The organism is Allobosea sp. 10N428 (assembly GCF_056394545.1).
Genome location: NZ_JBFTIC010000002.1, coordinates 200,506 through 216,918, shown reverse-complemented (window position 1 = coordinate 216,918; position 16,413 = coordinate 200,506). Strand labels below are relative to the sequence as shown.

Sequence of the window (16,413 nt, the reverse complement as noted above, 5' to 3'; positions counted from 1 at the left end):
GAGGCGAGGGCGGCGTCTTCCTTCCGAAAAGCGACCGCGCAAGAAGCCGCGTGACGAAGCGGCATCGGCGTCGGCTGCCATGACGGCAAGGTCTCGGAGGATCATCCGGATCGCCTCCCGGAAATCTCCGCTGGCTTCCTCCAGAACCGCATCGACCTCTTCATCGGAAACGGCAAAGGGGTCTGGTTCAGGCGGGAGGGAAGCCTCGACTGTTGCCATCGGTCATGCCCTCGATTAAGAGAACATAGAGAGAACAAACGGGATGGCGAGTCAAGCCCGCCTTACCGACAGCGTCTCCTACATTGTGCGAAATCACTCCTGAACTGAGCGGCTCGTTCGTCGCGTTTCCTGAGCACGCTCCAAGGACCTCGCCGCGCGCCGGGCCGCACGCAGTTCCTCAAGCGTGGGCTGCCACCATCCGCGGAGGAGGGCGTCCGGCGCGGTCGGGCGTCGCGCAGGCCAAGTCTTGACCAGTTCCTCATGGGTCGCGCGCCGCCACAAAGCCCAGACCAGATCCTCTGACTGTCCGGAGCTCCAAGGATAATGCCGGGCGGCGGTTTCCATGGGCACGATCTCGCCGGTTACCTCAAGGACGACGAGCGGCCCCTCATGTGACATCAGCACCCGATCTGTCGGCGGCAATTCGCTTGCAGGCACGGGATAGCGTCGACGTCGGCGTTCGGCCGCGGTTGCTTTCGCGCCTTCGTATTCGGGCTCGGATTTCGCTGCCTCGCGCCGCTGCCTTCGAGCTTCCGGCTCACTGCGTTCCGCTTCGGCTTCGATCGCTGGCCATCTCTTCCGAAGTTCATCGATCGATCGGAACGGAACGTGCCAGGCTTTGTCTTCGCCGTTCCACCACGCCCACGGCACCGCACGCAATTCCTCGACGATGGTTCGAGAATACGGGGTGCGCACGACGATCTCATCGGCGACCTCCAGGTAAGGGCTGACGATCGGTTCGAACGAGAAGGAATCGCGACCGCGTTCATCGGCGAGGCCGAATGCTCCCGGGAGCTCCCGATCGAGCCATCGTGTCGCGCGAAGCAGTGCCGTCGTGCCCGGTATTCGCCAAGCAGCTAGCTCGTCGTTCCAGCGCGCTCTCGGAAAAGCTTCTCGAAAGCGTTCCACGGCGGCGGCATCGAACGGGAAGGAGACGATGGCACCCCGGCCTTCCTCATCATCGCGAATTTCTATGTCGTTGGGTTCGTGCCCGGCCATCGTCCTATGATCCCGCGGTACAGAGCGATGACGCCGGCTCGGGCCGGGCTTCAGCTCGGCAGCCCGGGTGATATCGGCTAGTCGACGAAGCGCACCGTCGTGCCCGGCCTGACGAGCTGGGCCAGTTCCTCGGCATCCCAATTCGTAAGCCGGACACAGCCATGCGATGCTGCCTTGCTGATTTTCGAAGGCTCCGGCGTACCATGGATGCCGAAGGTCGGCTTCGACAGCTCGATCCAGACCGTTCCGACGGGATTGTTGGGGCCACGAGGGAGTACCAGGCGACGCTTGTTCTTGCCCTGCTGAAAATTCTTGACCGGGTCGTAGTGATAAGTCGGGTTCTTCACGACCCTGATCACCCGGTATTCACCCTCTGGCGACGGCGTATCCTCGCTGCCGATGGTGGCCGGATACATCGCGATCACCTTTCCCGTTACATCCAGCGCGCGAACCATGCCGTTCGTCTTGTCGGCCTCCACTGTCCGTGCCTCGTCGGGAGGAACGGTTCGCCCGACCGAGACGACGTGTAGCGTTTCCTCGCGCTTCCGATAATGCGTTCGCGGGTTGAGCACCCTGAGAAGACCTTCGCTCATATGGAAGCGTTCGGCGAACATCTCCTGCGCGTTCCTGTAGCCGAGCCGCTTCATCCGGGCCTGGCGCGCGTAATCGCTAGGAATGCGCCTGACGAAGTGTGTTTTGACGTCCTCCTTCGTCACGACGTAATCCACGACGATGTCCGCGCTGACGTCTCCTTTGAGCGCCTGCCATGTCGCGGCGTCGATGATCTCGCCGTCTCCGAGATTTTCGCGGCGGCGGAACTGGTCGATGGCCTTCCGGTAGTTGTCGCCGTCGACCCCGTCGATCTCACCGGGAGAAACACCCTGACGCGCCAGCAAGACCTGAGCTTTGACGATCGACGCATTGGGGCGCGTCGCCTTGGTCTTCGTAATAGCGGGATGGCCTGCTCGATTCACCTCATCGCGGGTGAGAGCTCCGGCAGTCGCCGGAGCCAGCAAGACGCATCCGCACACCAAGGCTGCCCCGAACTTCTTGAGCAACTCGAAGGCGATTCGCGACACGGACATCCCCCTAGCTCGACCCATGCAGCGGCAACGCGGTGTTTTATCCCGGGGTTCCGCGACGGCATTGTGCGGTTGAGGAACTCCCAATAGCTTGCTTCCTGCTTGGCTTGGGGAGGCGAAGTGTCGAAACGACTTTGGAAGCCGATGCTGGATTTGAAGCTCCGCTCGTCGGACGGAAAATCTTTCCAGGACTTCGTCGCAGATTTTCTCAGCAGGCTATATCCTGGGGACTTCATCCCGGTGCGAGTCCATGGAAACCGCGGCGACGGCGGCATGGACGGATTCCGTCCGAGCGACGGCACGCTCTATCAGTGCTACGGAGCGCGGCAGGGATTCGTAGAGCGGATCGACGGTGTCTGCGGCAAGATGAAGGCGGACTTCGAAACCGCCCGGGCCAACACTCCCGGCATGAAGCGGTGGCTCTTCACGCACAATCTGATCGACGTGCCGCGTCCTTTGGTGGACGCCTATTCAGAATTGCGTACGGCCGCTGAAACTCACGGGATCGAGGTCGGTCTGCTGGGGCCGCCGATGTTCCGGCAATTGCTGGACGGGCTGAACGAAGAAGATCTCGAGGATCTGATCGGGGTCGGTGTCTACAATGCGGATACGGTCGAGCGCCTCCCAGAGGCCGTGAACCAGATCATCAAGCGGATGATCGAAAGTCTCGACGCCGCTCCTCCCCGCGATCGCCGACAGGGAAAGCCCCCCGTCGAGAAGTTCGACTACAACGACATTCCTTCACGCTGGAGGGCCAACCTGACCCTCTACCTGCTGCATGCCCCGATGGTAGCGGGAATCCTCGGCTCCTTCCCGGACGGAACGGCCCCGCTCGTGCTGCCCGATTTCATGCACATGCGTTACGTGGCTCTCAAGGCGGAGGGTTTCGATGCCGGAGGGATCCTGAAGCACCTGCACGAGGAGCTGGCCGGTTACGTCAACGAGCATGATGGGCGCTACGAAGCCGCCATGGCTGTCCTCGCCTCCATGTTCGAGTCCTGCGTGATCTTCGAGGACAGGCTCGCGGTGGCTGTGGAGCCGGTGCAGTGATCCTACCCAGCAAATTCCTTCCGGCGGACCGGTCGCTGGTGTTCATCGGCGGCGAGGCCCTGGTCGTCATCAAGGACGGGCCGCGCTCGGTGAGCGAGGTGTGGGAGGGAGTGCGGGCCCGCCGCAAGCTCGCCGGGAGGGGCCTGACCTTCGACTGGTTCACGCTTGCCCTGACATTTCTCTTCGCGACCGGGGTGGTCGAACTGCGCGACGGGCTTCTCGCGATTGCGGGGCGGTCCCGGCCATGATCCACGGTATCGGCAGTTCGATCAGCACCTTTCGCACGCTCGCGTTTAGCCCCGGGTTGAATGTCCTGCTGGCCGACCAGCACACCAGTTCGTCTTCGAAGGACAGCCGCAATAGCTTGGGGAAATCCAGCGTGGTGGAGATCGTCCATTTTCTGCTCGGCAGCCGCATGGACGGGGATTCCGTCTTCAAGGCGGATGCCCTCAAGAACGCGTCGTTCTGGGGCGAGTTCACTTTCGGTGGCGCGCGCCTGCGCGTGGAGCGACGGGTGTACGATCGCGAGAAGGTCTTCGTGACGTTCGAGTCGGAGCCGATCGTTCCGCTGCGTGCCGAGGGCGACCTGTTCGCTCCCCATGTCGCAATCAAGGATTGGACCGCCTGGCTCGGGCATTTCTGCTTCAAGCTTCCGTTGACGGTCGAGGGCACCGTCTTCGAGCAGGGCGGGCCGACGTTTCGTTCGTTGTTCGGCTACTTCGCCCGCCGCCGCGGCGACAACGGCTTCAACAGCCCGGCGAAATACGCCAGCGCCATTCCCGATGCCGAAGGACATCTCGCCCTGTCCTACCTCTTCGGTCTCGACTGGACGATCGCGCGGGATTTCGAGCGCCGAAAGCTGGTTCGGAAGGACCTCCAGGCGGAGTCCAGGCTGGCCACGGCGCGCGATCCGAAGCTCGGTACGCTCGCCGCGGCAACGGCGGAGCTTGTGCTCGCCGAGCAGCGGGCGGAACGCATCCGGGCCGAGGTCGAGGGCTTCGAGGTCGAGGCCCATTACGATGATCTCGTGGAGGAGGCGGCGGCCGCCAAGCGCGCGGCGGACCGTCTGAGCCGGTCGGCGATCGAGGTCCGAAACGTGATTGACCACATCGAGGCGAGCCTTGCTGCCGAAACCGCACCGGGCATCGAGGCCGTCGAGATGCTCTACGCCGAGGTCGGCATCCAGCTTCCGGATGCTGTCCGCAGGGGCTTCGAGGAGGTCCGCGAGTTTCACGAGGCGGTGATCTCGAACCGCCGGACGCACCTCGCGACGGAACTGGAGCGAAGCCGCAACCAGCTTTCTGTCCTGGAGACCGAGCGCCGAACCAGCACGTCGCGACGCACCGAGATACTCAGGGACCTGTCCGGCAAGGGCGCCTTCGCCGATCTCGCCGACATCCAACGGCGCCTGGCGGAAGCGGAGCAACGCTTGAGCCAACTCAGGGATCGGAAGGAGACGCTGCAACGTCTCGAGGCCGACAAGGCGGGCGAGAGAATCGAGCGCATCGCGCTGAAGCAGCGGCTCGACCGTGACCTGGAAACCCGTCTGTCGGCGGTGACCGCAGCGGTGCTGGCGGTGAACGAGGCGCTCATTGCGCTCTACGGGCCGGAATCCGCGCCGAAATTGTCGCCGTTGGGGCTGTAAGTGAAGCGGCGAGGAGTGCTGAGCCAGTCTAGCCGTTTGATGGTAGCGCTTATCGCGCGTTCGCGATCGTAGGCGGCTTCTGTCGTGGTCACTCACCACGCACCGCATCCAAAATCCATTCAGGTGCGCCATGAGGGAAGTCCACTAACGCCGGCATTTGTTTCTGACCTTGGGCATGTGATCGAAAAATTTCAGCCAGAACTTTGGATCCACGGTCATGATCACGGTTCGCACGATTACATGGTTGGGCGCACACGTGTCTTGGCCAACCAGGCCGGCTATCCAAATCTGCACGGCGACCGAGAGAATCCGTGGTTCGATCCGCTTTGCGTCGTGGAGGTCTGATCGAGCGATGAGCGGCTTTGATCCAACTCCGTTGAATTGGTCCATCCTGAAGTATGTCTTTTGGCAGACAGGAGGACCGAGATGCCGAAGAAGCGCCACAAGCCCGAAGAGATCGTCGCGAAGCTRCGCCAGGTCGATGTGYTGGTCTCGCAGGGGCAATCCGTTGCCGACGCGATCCGMTCGATCGGCGTGRCGGAGGTGCCGGAGCATGTTCGTTCAGATAACGGGCCGGAATTTGTCGCCAAGGCCGTGCAGGAATGGATCGGCGCGGTCGGTGCCAAGACTGCCTACATCGCTCCCGGCAGTCCCTAGGAGAACGGCGTCATCGAGTCGTTCAATGCCCGGTTGCGCGGTTCCACTCCCCCACGGCAAGCTCCTCTTGACGACAGGTAGCTCGCTTCGGACCAGTACATGTCGGACTTCTCGGTCCAGGGAATACGGGCAAATCGCTCAGCATAGTCTGCAAAGCGGCCTTGTGAGACCGTGTCGCGGTCTAAGTATCCTTGACCGTGAAGTGATCCTGTGTCCAAAATGAATTCGATATTCAAATATCGAATTGGCTTCGGACTTCCGATCACTAACTGCGAGTAGCAGCGCTCGAAGCGCAGAATCTTCAGTTCGCCGGCAGAAGCAGATTGCTGAACTCGACCGACAATCGCGGCAACACTATGACCCTCTCTCCCACGTGGGGCGGTCGCGCTCTAGAAGTCGCTGATCAATGCGTATCCAACAGCCGTCTTTGAAATAAGACCTCGCCGCTGGTTAGCGGCGCGGTGTTTTGAGGTGCGGCGCTCTTCCGGTCACATCGAGGCGCGCTTTGGGTCAAAACGGCCATCTTTCGGGAGCGCCTTCATCAACAAGCATCAACTCGGCATATCAGGAACAGCCGGTCGTGGATCCGCAGGTGTTGCACTTCAGGCAGGTTCCGTTCCGCACCAGCGTGAAGTTGCCGCATTCGCCGCAGCTGTCGCCGACATAGCCCTTCATGATCGCCTCGGCGCGGCGCTCGGACTGGGTCGGCTGGGCAGCTGGCGCCGCGAAGCCCAGCTTGGCCATCTCCGCCTCGCCATAGGCCTCCGGTTCCTCCTTCAGCGCGGTCGCGCCGGCCGTGGCCAGCGCCGTCACGGACGAGGCCGAGCGGGCGACCGCATCGTTCGCCGCCCCGCCGCCCTGAATGGCGAGCAGGTTGATCGGCTTGCCGCGGCGGAAGCCGGTGGAGGCGAGGGGGGTCGAGGTGATCGGAGCCGCAGCATCCGGCGCCTTGTCCTGGCCGACGCCGCCGCCGATCACGTCATGGCCGATCTCGCTGGGATCGACATGGGCGAGGTCGTTGCGGCCGAGATAGGAGATCGCAAGCTCGCGGAAGACGTAGTCGAGGATCGAGGTCGCGTTCTTGATCGACTGGTTGCCGGCGACGAAGCCCGAGGGCTCGAAGCGGGTGAAGGTGAAGGCCTCGACATACTCCTCCAGCGGCACGCCATATTGCAGGCCGAGCGAGACCGCGATGGCGAAGTTGTTCATCATCGCCCGGAAGGCGGCGCCTTCCTTGTGCATGTCGATGAAGATCTCGCCCAGGCGCCCGTCCGAATACTCGCCGGTGTGGACATAGACCTTGTGGCCGCCGACCACCGCCTTCTGGATGTAGCCGGTACGGCGATCGGGCAGCTTCTCGCGCTCGCGCTTGCGCTCGATACGCTCGACGATGCGTTCGACGATCTTCTCCGAGATCTGCGTGGCACGTGCCGCCATCGGCGCCGCGACCAGCGTCTCGACGGCGTCATCGGCCTCGTCGTCCTCATCCGAGATCAGCGCGGAGTTCAGCGGCTGCGAGAGCTTGGAGCCGTCGCGGTAGAGGGCGTTCGCCTTCAGCGCCAGCTTCCAGGAGAGCATATAGGCGCTCTTGCAGTCCTCGACCGTCGCGTCGTTGGGCATGTTGATGGTCTTGGAGATCGCCCCCGAGATGAAGGGCTGCGCCGCCGCCATCATGCGGATATGGCTCTCGACCGAGAGATAGCGCTTGCCGATGCGGCCGCAGGGATTGGCGCAATCGAAGACGTTGTAGTGCTCGGTCTTGAGATGCGGGGCGCCTTCCAGCGTCATCGCGCCGCAGACATGGACGTTGGCGGCCTCGATCTCGGCCTTGGTGAAGCCGAGGAAGGGCAGGAGCTCGAACGACATGTCGTTGAGCTTGTCAGTCGGGACCTTGAGCGTGCCGGTGAGGAAATCCTCGCCCAGCGTCCACTTGTTGAAGACGAACTTGATGTCGAAGGCGCTCTTCAGCCCCTTCTCGACCGCCTCGATCTTCTCGTCGGTGAAGCCCTTGGCGCGCAGCGTCGAGGGGTTGATGCCCGGCGCCTGCTTCATCGAGCCGTGGCCGACGGCATAGGCCTCGATCTCGGCGATATCGGCCTCGCGGTAGCCCAGCGCGCGGAGCGCATCGGGAACGGCGCGGTTGATGATCTTGAAGTAGCCGCCGCCGGCGAGCTTCTTGAACTTCACCAGCGCGAAGTCGGGCTCGATGCCGGTGGTGTCGCAATCCATGACGAGGCCGATCGTGCCGGTCGGCGCGATCACGGTCGCCTGGGCGTTGCGGTAGCCGTAGCGCTTGCCCTGCTCCAGAGCCTCGTCCCAGACGATGCGCGAGCGCTCCGCCATGGTGACGGCCGAGCCGCCGAGGCGGGCGAGCGTCGCATGGTCGAGCGGGACCGGGGTGACGCTCAGGCCCTCATAGCCATCGGCGAGGCCATGGGCTGCCGTGCGGTGGTTGCGGATGACGCGCAGCATGTGGCTGGCGTTCTTCTTATAGCCGGGGAAGGGGCCGAGCTCGCCCGCCATCTCGGCAGAGGTCGCATAGGCGACGCCGGTCATGATCGCGGTGAGGGCACCAGCTAAAGCGCGGCCCTCGTCCGAGTCGTAGCCGAGGCCCATGGTCATCAGCAGGCCGCCGATATTGGCGTAGCCGAGGCCGAGCGTGCGGTACTCGTAGGAAAGCTCGGCGATCTCGCGGCTCGGGAACTGCGCCATCGTCACCGAGATCTCGAGCACGACGGTCCAGAGCCGGCAGAGATGCTCATAGGCCGCGACGTCGAAGGACTTGGTCTGCGTATCGTAGAACTGCAGCAGGTTGGCCGAGGCCAGGTTGCAGGCGGTGTCGTCGAGGAACATGTACTCGGAGCACGGGTTGGACGCCCGGATCCGGCCGGAAGCCGGGCAGGTGTGCCAGTCGTTCATCGTCGAGTTGAAGTGCAGCCCGGGATCGGCAGAGGCCCAGGCGGCGTAGCCGATCTTCTCCCAGAGGTCGCGGGCCTTCAGCGTCTTGAGCGTCTTGCCGGAGGTGCGGGCCGTCAGGTTCCAGTCATTGTCGTTCTCGACGGCGCGCAGGAAGTCGTCGGTCAGCGAGACCGAGTTGTTCGAGTTCTGGCCGGAGACGGTCAGATAGGCGTCGGAATCCCAGTCGGTGTCATAGGTGTCGAAGGAGATGTCCTTGTAGCCCTGCTTGGCGAACTGGATGACGCGCTTGATGTAGTTGTCCGGCACAAGGGACTTGCGGGCGAGCTTGATCTCGCGCTTCAGCGCCGGGTTCTGCTCGGGATCGAAGCAAGAGTCGCCGTCGCCTTCGCAGTTCACGCAGGCCTTGAGCACGGCCTTCATGTGCTTCTTGACGGTCTTGGAACCGGTGACGAGGGCGGCGACCTTCTGCTCCTCCTTCACCTTCCAGTCGATATAGGCCTCGATATCCGGATGGTCGGCATCGACCACCACCATCTTGGCGGCGCGGCGGGTGGTGCCGCCCGACTTGATGGCGCCGGCGGCGCGGTCGCCGATTTTGAGGAAGGACATCAGGCCCGAGGACTTGCCGCCGCCGGCGAGTTTTTCGCCTTCGCCGCGCAGCATCGAGAAGTTCGAGCCGGTGCCGGAGCCATACTTGAACAGGCGGGCTTCGCGGACCCAGAGGTCCATGATGCCGCCCTCGTTGACGAGGTCGTCCTGCACGCCCTGGATGAAGCAGGCATGTGGCTGCGGATGCTCGTAGCTCGACTTCGACTTCACCAGCTTGCCGGTCTTGAAGTCGACGTAGAAATGGCCCTGGCTCGGGCCATCGATGCCATAGGCCCAGTGCAGGCCGGTGTTGAACCATTGCGGCGAGTTCGGCGCGACGCGCTGGGTGGCGAGCATGAAGCGCAACTCGTCATGGAACGCCGCGGCATCCTCCTCGGAGGAGAAATAGCCGCCCTTCCAGCCCCAATAGGTCCAGCAGCCGGCGAGGCGGTCGAAGACCTGCTTCGACGAGATCTCGGAGCCGTAGCGCTCGCCTTCCGGCAGCTCGGCGAGAGCGGCCTCGTCGGCAACGGAGCGCCAGAGGAAGGAGGGGACGCCGTTTTCCTCGACCTTCTTCATGCGCGCCGGCACGCCGGCCTTGCGGAAATACTTCTGAGCGAGCACGTCGCTCGCGACCTGGGACCAATCCTCGGGAACCTCGATGCCTTCGAGCCGGAAGACGACGGAGCCGTCCGGGTTCTTGATCTCGCTGACGGCCGATCGGAACGGGATCGCGGCGTAGGGCGATTGTCCGGCGGAGGTATAGCGGCGCTCGATGCGCATGATCTTCGTCCTTGCATGCCGCGGGTGGATACCCCGCGCGGCCGGTTGATCGCCGGCTCCTGATGTCAGTCCAAACTCGGTTCGATGCCTCGTGGGTCCTTGGCGGTGTCGCCCCGCTTGCAGGCCCGGACGCGCCCAAAATGCCCGTGCAAATCCGTTCGCTTCCGCTGATGTCGGCGGATGCGGCGGCAGGCCCGTAAGCACTCTGGAAAACTAGGGTTCGCAGTCATCCAGAGGGGGTGCCGCCGGCCGTCATGCGATGGTCAAAATCTAGCGCCGTTCGCGCTGCTCCGTCAAGGAATAGTGGAGTGACATCCTTGTGGATACGACATGTGGTAGGGATGTGTGGGTTGTGGGGATAAGTTTCAAGGCCCTGGCTAAGCCTTGGAAATGGCGAAGAGAATCGCTGCCCCGCGGCAACATTGCCACAGCGCTGTGCGAAGCGCAGTTCCTAAAATCCCCACTATTCACGGTAAATGAAGTGTGAGCCTCGGGTGACGAGCGCGGGCTTGCAGATAGCGGTTGCGGGGAGCGCTCCAAGTACTTGAAGTCGGTGCGCTTCGGCGCTGAATCATGGCGGCGAGCGAGCCTAATCGCGGCGAAATTCCGGCGGAGCGTGGGCGGGAATCAGCAGCCGATCGCAGGAGGAATCAGGCCGCGCGCTGCGCGGTCTGGGCGACGACCGGCTGGACCATCGTTTTGCACGCTCTTGTGGATATTGTTGGAGACCATCCAGCGCCGCCGGCGCGGCGAAGCGACCCGGCGGCAGCGTTCCGGACTGGACAGAGCAGGGCCCTGCCGCCATAAGTCGGGCCAAGACGCGCCGGCCTCTCCGCACGGCGCTGCAAGCGCATGGACTGAAGGCAATGAAGGACTGGCTGCTGCAGATCTTCACCTGGTGGAACGGCCAAACCATCGGCACGCGCTTCCACACCTGGCGCTTCGGCGAGAAGATGGGCGAGGACGAGTTCGGCAATGTCTATTACCGCACCGCAGGCGGGGTGAAGGACAAGGCGCTCGGCTTCCAGCGCCGCTGGGTGATCTACAAGGGCGAGGCCGAGGCCTCCAAGGTTCCGCCCGGCTGGAATGGTTGGCTGCACCACACCGTCGACGTCGCCCCCTCGGAGGAGAGCTACCAGCCGCGCGAGTGGCAGGAGCCGCACCAGCAGAACTGGACCGGCACGGCGCTGGCCTATCGCCCGCAGGGCTCGACGCTGGCGGAGGGCGAGCGCCCGGCCGCGACCGGCGACTACCAGGCCTGGACACCGGGCCGCTGAGGCAAGGCCGCAAGGCAGGTTGCGAGATATCGGGGCCGCTCCTTTCGGGGCGGCCTTTTTGCTGGGTGGCAACGCAGCGGCGGCCGCTGCCGAATTGGCCGTTTCGGGCGCGACGCCCTTTTTCCGCTGCCTTTGCCGTGTTACTGCGCCCCGTCGCGGTCTTTCCGCGCTGTGGAAGAGATTCGCGCCAGCATGCCGTCCTTGTTCCGCCTTTCGACCCTGGCAGGCCTCGCCACGAGCGCGGCCGCGTTGCTTGCTGCGATGGGGCCGGCGCAGGCCGACCGCATCCGCAATCCGACGGCGGTCTTTGCGGGGCTCGACAAGATCACCGGCCGCATCATCTCGTTTGAAGTGGCGGTGGACGAGACGGTGCAGTTCGGCGCGCTGCAACTGACCCCGCGCGTCTGCTGGAGCAGGCCACCGACGGAAGCACCGCAGACGGATGCCTTCGTCGAAGTCGACGAGGTGACGTTCAAGAACGAGTACCGGCGCATCTTCACCGGCTGGATGTATGCGGCGAGCCCCGGCCTGCACGGTGTCGAGCACGCGATCTATGATGTCTGGCTGACCGAGTGCAAAGGCGGCACCGAGCTCGTCGTCGATCCCAAGGAGCCCGAGCCACCGCCGGCGCCGGAAGATCCGCGCCGCCCGCGCACGCCGCCGCGCGATCCGAATCTGCTGCCGCCCTTGCAGCAGCCCGTGCCGCCGCCCGGCGGGCGCATCGATGTCGAGCCGCCGCGCGGCGTGCCGGTGCAGCCGCAGCGGCCGAGCCAGCGCTTCTTCCCGACCAATCCGGGACAGGGCCGCGACCCGACCGGCGGCGGCTGACCCGTGCCGCCCGACGGCGCTGACAAGGGAGCCGGGCGCGAAACGACGCGCATCAGGCGCCTGCGCCGTCACCTCGCCGATCTGCGCAAGCGGCGTCCCGCCGGGCGGCGCTTCCGCGACGGCCTCGAACACGCGCTGATGTCGAGCGCGGCGGCGTTCGCTGCCTATCTGCCGACGCAGGCGCTGGGGCTGCGCGAGGGCTTCTGGGCCGCCATCACCGCGATTGCCGTGGTTCAGACCGAGTTCGGCGCGACGCGGACGACGGCGCGCGACCAGTTCGTCGGGGCTGCCATCGGCGGCGCGATCGGCGTCGCGGTCGTGCTCATCGCCGGCCAGACCATCGTGAGCTATCTGTTGGCGGCGGCGCTCTCCGTCCTGGCAGCCTGGATGCTGAACGTCGCCAGCGCCGCGCGCCTCGCCGGCATCACCGCGACGATCATCCTGCTGGTTCCCCATCCCGGAACGAGCGCGCAGCAGATGATGCTCTCGCGCGTCTTCGAGGTAGGCTGGGGCGTCAGTGTCGCGATCGCCGTCGTCTGGCTGGCCGAGCGCCTCGATCCACGCCGGCCGACCTCAGACTAGAGTTCGGCGAGCGCCTGCCTGCCGCTCACGACCGGCTCCCTTGGCCAAGCTTCCCAATTGCCCTGGTGGCGCAGCGCATCGTCGAGCTTGAGCCGATAGGCGTCGCGCGGGATCTCGACGGTGCCGAACTGCGCGAGATGGCCGGTCTGGAACTGGGTGTCGAGCAGGCGATACCCGCCGCGCCGCAACCGCGCGACGAGATGGACGAGCGCGACCTTGGAGGCGTCGGTCTCGCGGTGGAACATGCTTTCGCCGAAGAATGCGCCGCCGAGCGACAATCCATAGAGCCCGCCGACGAGGCGGCCCGCGCGCCAGCATTCCACCGTATGGACGTGGCCGAGTGCGAAAAGCTCGCCGAAAATCGCGCGGATGCGGGTGTTGATCCAGGTTTCCGGCCGGTCGGGCCGGGCCTCGCCGCAGGCTTCGATCACCGCTTCGAAATCGCTGTCGACACGGATCTCAAAGTGGTCCGAGCGGACCGTGCGCGCGAGGCGCGAGGAGAGATGGAAGCCGTCGAGCGGGATGACGCCGCGCAGCTCCGGCTCGACCCAGAACAGGCCGGGATCATCGGCGCTTTCCGCCATCGGAAAGATGCCGGCGGCGTAGGCGCGCAGCATGATCTCCGGCGTGATCGCGGGCGAGCGGACGGGCACGGAACGAGCCTTCATGGACGCATGGGAGCGCGGGGGGCGTTGCGAGTCAAACGAAGCCGCGCGTCATGCTCGGGCTCGACCCGAGCATGACGCGACGGAGAGGCGCTGCTTCCTGCCAGAGATTCCCGGGTCTACGCTTCGCGCCACCCGGGAATGACGGGCATCGTCAGCGCCGAGCAGGCGGCGAGGCAGAGCTTAGAGGTAAGCTGAGAAACTCGCCGTAAAAGGCTGATCAATCAGCCTTCCGCCTGCTCCTCGCCCGGAGCCTCGTCGCCGGCCTCCTCGCCATTCTCGCCGTCATCGTTGATGCACTCCACCGATACGACCTTCTCGTCCTTGGCCGTATTGAACACCGTCACGCCCTGTGTCGAGCGGCCAGCGATGCGGATACGGTTGTCCGGACCGGCATCGACAGGAACGCGGATGACCTGGCCGCCATCGGTGACGAGCATTAGCTGGTCGGTATCGACAGCCGGGAAGGAGGCGACGAGTTTGCCGTTCCTGTCGTTGACGACCATGGCGACGATGCCCTTGCCGCCGCGCCCGGTGACCCGGTACTCGAAGGACGAGGTGCGCTTGCCGTAGCCCTTCTCCGAGATCGTCAGGATGAACTGCTCGGCCGCGCCCATGGCGGTGTACTTATCGAGCCCAAGCTCGATATCGCCGGCGCTCTCCTCGGCATCGGCCTCGACTGGAGCGGTTACCTCCGCGCCGTCGTCGACCTCGCCGGTCAGGGCGCGGCGCGCCGCAGCCGCCCGCTTGAGATAGGCGGCGCGCTCGTCCGGTGTGGCGTCGAGATGATGCAGGATCGCGAGCGAGATGACCTCGTCGCCCTTCGCCAGATTGATGCCGCGCACGCCGGTGGAGTCGCGGCCCTTGAAGACGCGCACCTCGGGCACCGCGAAGCGGATGCACTGGCCGTCCGCTGTGGTCAGCAGCACGTCGTCATTCTCGGTGCAGATCTGCACGTCGACGATGTGGTCGCCCTCGTCGAGCTTCATCGCGATCTTGCCGGCGCGGTTGACGTTGACGAAGTCGGAAAGCTTGTTGCGCCGCACCCCGCCCGAGGCGGTGGCGAACATCACGTCGAGCGTCTCCCAGCTCGCCTCGTCCTCAGGCAGCGGCATGATCGTGGTGATGCGCTCGCCCTGTTCGATCGGCAGCATGTTGACCAGCGCCTTGCCGCGCGCGTTCGGCGCCGCCAGCGGCAGGCGCCAGACCTTCTCCTTGTAGACCTGGCCTTCGGAGGAGAAGAACAGCACCGGGGTATGCGTGTTGGCCACGAACAGCCGCGCGACGAAATCCTCGTCCTTGGTCGCCATGCCGGAGCGGCCCTTGCCGCCGCGGCGCTGCGCCCGATAGGTCGAGAGCGGCACGCGCTTGATGTAGCCGCCATGGGACACGGTCACGACCATGTCCTCGCGGGCGATCAAATCCTCGTCGTCGAGGTCGGAACCCCAGTCCTGGATCTCCGTCCGGCGCGGCGTGGCGAAGGCGGCCTTCACCTCGGCGAGCTCGGTCTTGACGATCGACTGGATGCGGGCGCGCGAGCGCAGGATGTCGAGATAATCAGCGATTTCGGTGGCGAGCTTCTGCAACTCGTCGCCGATCTCGTCACGGCCGAGAGCCGTGAGGCGGGCGAGGCGCAGCTCGAGGATCGCCTTGGCCTGCGCATCCGACAGGCGGTAGGTGCCATCGGCGTTCATCGGATGGCGGGGATCGTCGACCAGCGCGATCAGCGGAGCGATGTCTTCGGCAGGCCAGTCGCGGGCCATCAGCGCTTCATGCGCCGCGGCTGGGGTCGGCGCAGTGCGGATCAGGCGGATGACCTCGTCGATATTCGCGACCGCCGTGGCGAGGCCGCAGAGCACATGGGCGCGCTCGCGGGCCTTGTTGAGCAGGTAGCGCGTGCGCCGGGAGACGACTTCCTCGCGGAACTCGACGAAGGCCGAGATGAAGTCCTTGAGGTTCAAGACCTCCGGGCGGCCGCCGGTCAGCGCCACCATGTTGGCGCCGAAGGAGGTCTGCAGCGGCGTGAAGCGGTAAAGCTGGTTCAGCACGACATCGGCGACGGCATCGCGCTTGACCTCGATGACGACGCGCACGCCCTCGCGGCTCGACTCGTCGCGCAGGTCCGAGATGCCCTCGATGCGCTTCTCGCGCACGAGATCGGCGATCTTCTCGACCATCGTCGCCTTGTTCACCTGATAGGGAACCTCGGTGACGATGATCGCCTCGCGCTCCTTGCGCAACTCCTCGATATGCGTCTTCGAGCGCATCACGATCGAGCCGCGGCCGGTGTGATAGGCCGAATGGATGCCGCTGCGGCCCATGATCGAGGCACCGGTCGGGAAATCCGGGCCAGGCACGATCTCGATCAGCTCGTCGATCGAGATCTCGGGATTGTCGATATAGGCGACGCAGGCGTCGATGACCTCGCCGAGATTATGCGGCGGGATATTGGTGGCCATGCCGACCGCGATGCCGCCGGCGCCGTTGACGAGCAGGTTCGGATAGCGCGCCGGCAAGACCGTCGGCTCGTGCTCCTTGCCGTCGTAGTTCGGCTGGAAGTCGACGGTGTCGAGGTCGAGGTCCTCGAGCAGCGGCATGGCCGCCTTGTCGAGGCGCGCCTCGGTATAACGATCGGCGGCGGCGGAATCGCCGTCCATCGAGCCGAAATTGCCCTGGCCGTCGATCAGCGGCAGGCGCAGCGAGAAATCCTGCGCCATGCGCACCAGTGCGTCATAGACCGCGAGATTGCCGTGCGGATGGTATTTACCCATCGTGTCGCCGACGATGCGGGCGCATTTGGTGTAGGGCCGCTCGGGCAGGTTCTTGTTCTCGTGCATCGAGAACAGGATGCGGCGATGGACAGGCTTCAGGCCGTCGCGAACATCGGGCAGAGCGCGGCTCACGATCACGCTCATGGCGTAATCGAGATAGCTCTTCTTCATCTCGTCGGTGATCGCGATCGGCTTGATGTCGCCGCCGAAATCCGGGGCGTCGTCACGCCTGTCGTCGGTATCGTCGCTCAAGGAGAAATGTCCCGATTCCTAGTATTTTTCAGGCTTCTGGCTACCCGATTCCGGCCTTTCGCGCCAGCAAAAGCGGGCGCTGTCCAAGTAAAAAAT

General features: G+C 64.7%; 12 protein-coding genes and 2 pseudogenes. 9 read left to right on the top strand and 5 right to left on the bottom strand.

Annotation, left to right across the window (positions count from 1 at the left end; all coding sequences use genetic code 11):
• Nucleotides 1-312: 312 nt before the first annotated feature.
• A complete protein-coding gene (locus AC1DDA_RS07445; RefSeq protein ID WP_476795276.1) occupies nt 313-1,218 on the bottom strand; it encodes a hypothetical protein in 906 nt (301 codons plus the stop codon).
• A 77-nt stretch (nt 1,219-1,295) separates the two neighbouring features.
• Nucleotides 1,296-2,297, bottom strand: coding sequence for a L,D-transpeptidase (locus AC1DDA_RS07440; protein WP_476795275.1), 1,002 nt, complete (start codon nt 2,295-2,297; stop codon nt 1,296-1,298).
• A 147-nt stretch (nt 2,298-2,444) separates the two neighbouring features.
• Here AC1DDA_RS07440 and AC1DDA_RS07435 point away from each other — a divergent pair, with 147 nt between their 5' ends.
• The 6 genes and pseudogenes from AC1DDA_RS07435 to AC1DDA_RS07410 all read left to right on the top strand — a co-directional run.
• Nucleotides 2,445-3,350 (top strand): hypothetical protein, encoded by a 906-nt coding sequence (locus tag AC1DDA_RS07435; protein ID WP_476795274.1) that lies wholly within the window; start codon nt 2,445-2,447, stop codon nt 3,348-3,350.
• Nucleotides 3,347-3,598 carry an ABC-three component system middle component 6 gene (locus AC1DDA_RS07430; protein ID WP_476795273.1) on the top strand — a complete coding sequence of 84 codons (252 nt, stop codon included), beginning with the start codon at nt 3,347-3,349 and terminating at the stop codon, nt 3,596-3,598. Before AC1DDA_RS07435 ends, AC1DDA_RS07430 begins: the two co-directional genes overlap by 4 nt.
• 131 nt (nt 3,599-3,729) lie before the next feature.
• A complete protein-coding gene (locus AC1DDA_RS07425; protein WP_476795272.1) occupies nt 3,730-4,995 on the top strand; it encodes an ABC-three component system protein in 1,266 nt (421 codons plus the stop codon).
• A gap of 84 nt (nt 4,996-5,079) precedes the next feature.
• Complete coding sequence (locus tag AC1DDA_RS07420) at nt 5,080-5,340, top strand: hypothetical protein (RefSeq protein WP_476795271.1); 261 nt, start codon at nt 5,080-5,082, stop codon at nt 5,338-5,340.
• A gap of 81 nt (nt 5,341-5,421) precedes the next feature.
• A pseudogene (locus tag AC1DDA_RS07415) lies at nt 5,422-5,538 on the top strand (IS3 family transposase); the annotation flags it as partial.
• A pseudogene (locus AC1DDA_RS07410) lies at nt 5,539-5,649 on the top strand (integrase catalytic domain-containing protein); the annotation flags it as partial.
• A 567-nt stretch (nt 5,650-6,216) separates the two neighbouring features.
• Here the strand turns inward: AC1DDA_RS07410 and AC1DDA_RS07405 are convergent.
• Nucleotides 6,217-9,942: a vitamin B12-dependent ribonucleotide reductase gene (locus AC1DDA_RS07405; RefSeq protein ID WP_476795270.1), complete on the bottom strand. Its 3,726-nt coding sequence runs from the start codon at nt 9,940-9,942 to the stop codon at nt 6,217-6,219.
• 866 nt (nt 9,943-10,808) lie between these two features.
• On the opposite strand from AC1DDA_RS07405, the gene AC1DDA_RS07400 reads away from it, so the two are divergent.
• The 3 genes from AC1DDA_RS07400 to AC1DDA_RS07390 all read left to right on the top strand — a co-directional run bounded on the left by AC1DDA_RS07400 (nt 10,809) and on the right by AC1DDA_RS07390 (nt 12,629).
• Nucleotides 10,809-11,219 (top strand): NADH:ubiquinone oxidoreductase subunit NDUFA12, encoded by a 411-nt coding sequence (locus tag AC1DDA_RS07400; RefSeq protein ID WP_476795269.1) that lies wholly within the window; start codon nt 10,809-10,811, stop codon nt 11,217-11,219.
• Nucleotides 11,220-11,411: 192 nt separating this feature from the next.
• Complete coding sequence (locus tag AC1DDA_RS07395) at nt 11,412-12,047, top strand: DUF2155 domain-containing protein (RefSeq protein WP_476795268.1); 636 nt, start codon at nt 11,412-11,414, stop codon at nt 12,045-12,047.
• A 3-nt stretch (nt 12,048-12,050) separates the two neighbouring features.
• Nucleotides 12,051-12,629 carry an FUSC family protein gene (locus AC1DDA_RS07390; RefSeq protein ID WP_476795267.1) on the top strand — a complete coding sequence of 193 codons (579 nt, stop codon included), beginning with the start codon at nt 12,051-12,053 and terminating at the stop codon, nt 12,627-12,629.
• Here AC1DDA_RS07390 and aat read toward each other — a convergent pair.
• Nucleotides 12,626-13,297 (bottom strand): leucyl/phenylalanyl-tRNA--protein transferase, encoded by a 672-nt coding sequence (aat, locus tag AC1DDA_RS07385; RefSeq protein WP_476795266.1) that lies wholly within the window; start codon nt 13,295-13,297, stop codon nt 12,626-12,628. The genes AC1DDA_RS07390 and aat overlap by 4 nt on opposite strands.
• Nucleotides 13,298-13,518: 221 nt before the next feature.
• The gene (gene gyrA, locus AC1DDA_RS07380) at nt 13,519-16,317 is read right to left on the bottom strand and encodes a DNA gyrase subunit A (RefSeq protein ID WP_476795265.1); all 2,799 of its coding nucleotides are present in this window, start codon (nt 16,315-16,317) and stop codon (nt 13,519-13,521) included.
• Nucleotides 16,318-16,413 lie beyond the last annotated feature (96 nt).

Excerpts from the sequence above, each read along its gene's own strand:
- AC1DDA_RS07445 (WP_476795276.1), bottom strand. The coding sequence starts at position 1,218 with ATGGCCGGGCACGAACCCAACGACATAGAAATTCGCGATGATGAGGAA.
- AC1DDA_RS07435 (WP_476795274.1), top strand. The coding sequence starts at position 2,445 with ATGCTGGATTTGAAGCTCCGCTCGTCGGACGGAAAATCTTTCCAGGAC.
- AC1DDA_RS07395 (WP_476795268.1), top strand. The coding sequence starts at position 11,412 with ATGCCGTCCTTGTTCCGCCTTTCGACCCTGGCAGGCCTCGCCACGAGC.
- AC1DDA_RS07400 (WP_476795269.1), top strand. The coding sequence starts at position 10,809 with ATGAAGGACTGGCTGCTGCAGATCTTCACCTGGTGGAACGGCCAAACC.
- AC1DDA_RS07405 (WP_476795270.1), bottom strand. The coding sequence starts at position 9,942 with ATGCGCATCGAGCGCCGCTATACCTCCGCCGGACAATCGCCCTACGCC.
- aat (WP_476795266.1), bottom strand. The coding sequence starts at position 13,297 with ATGAAGGCTCGTTCCGTGCCCGTCCGCTCGCCCGCGATCACGCCGGAG.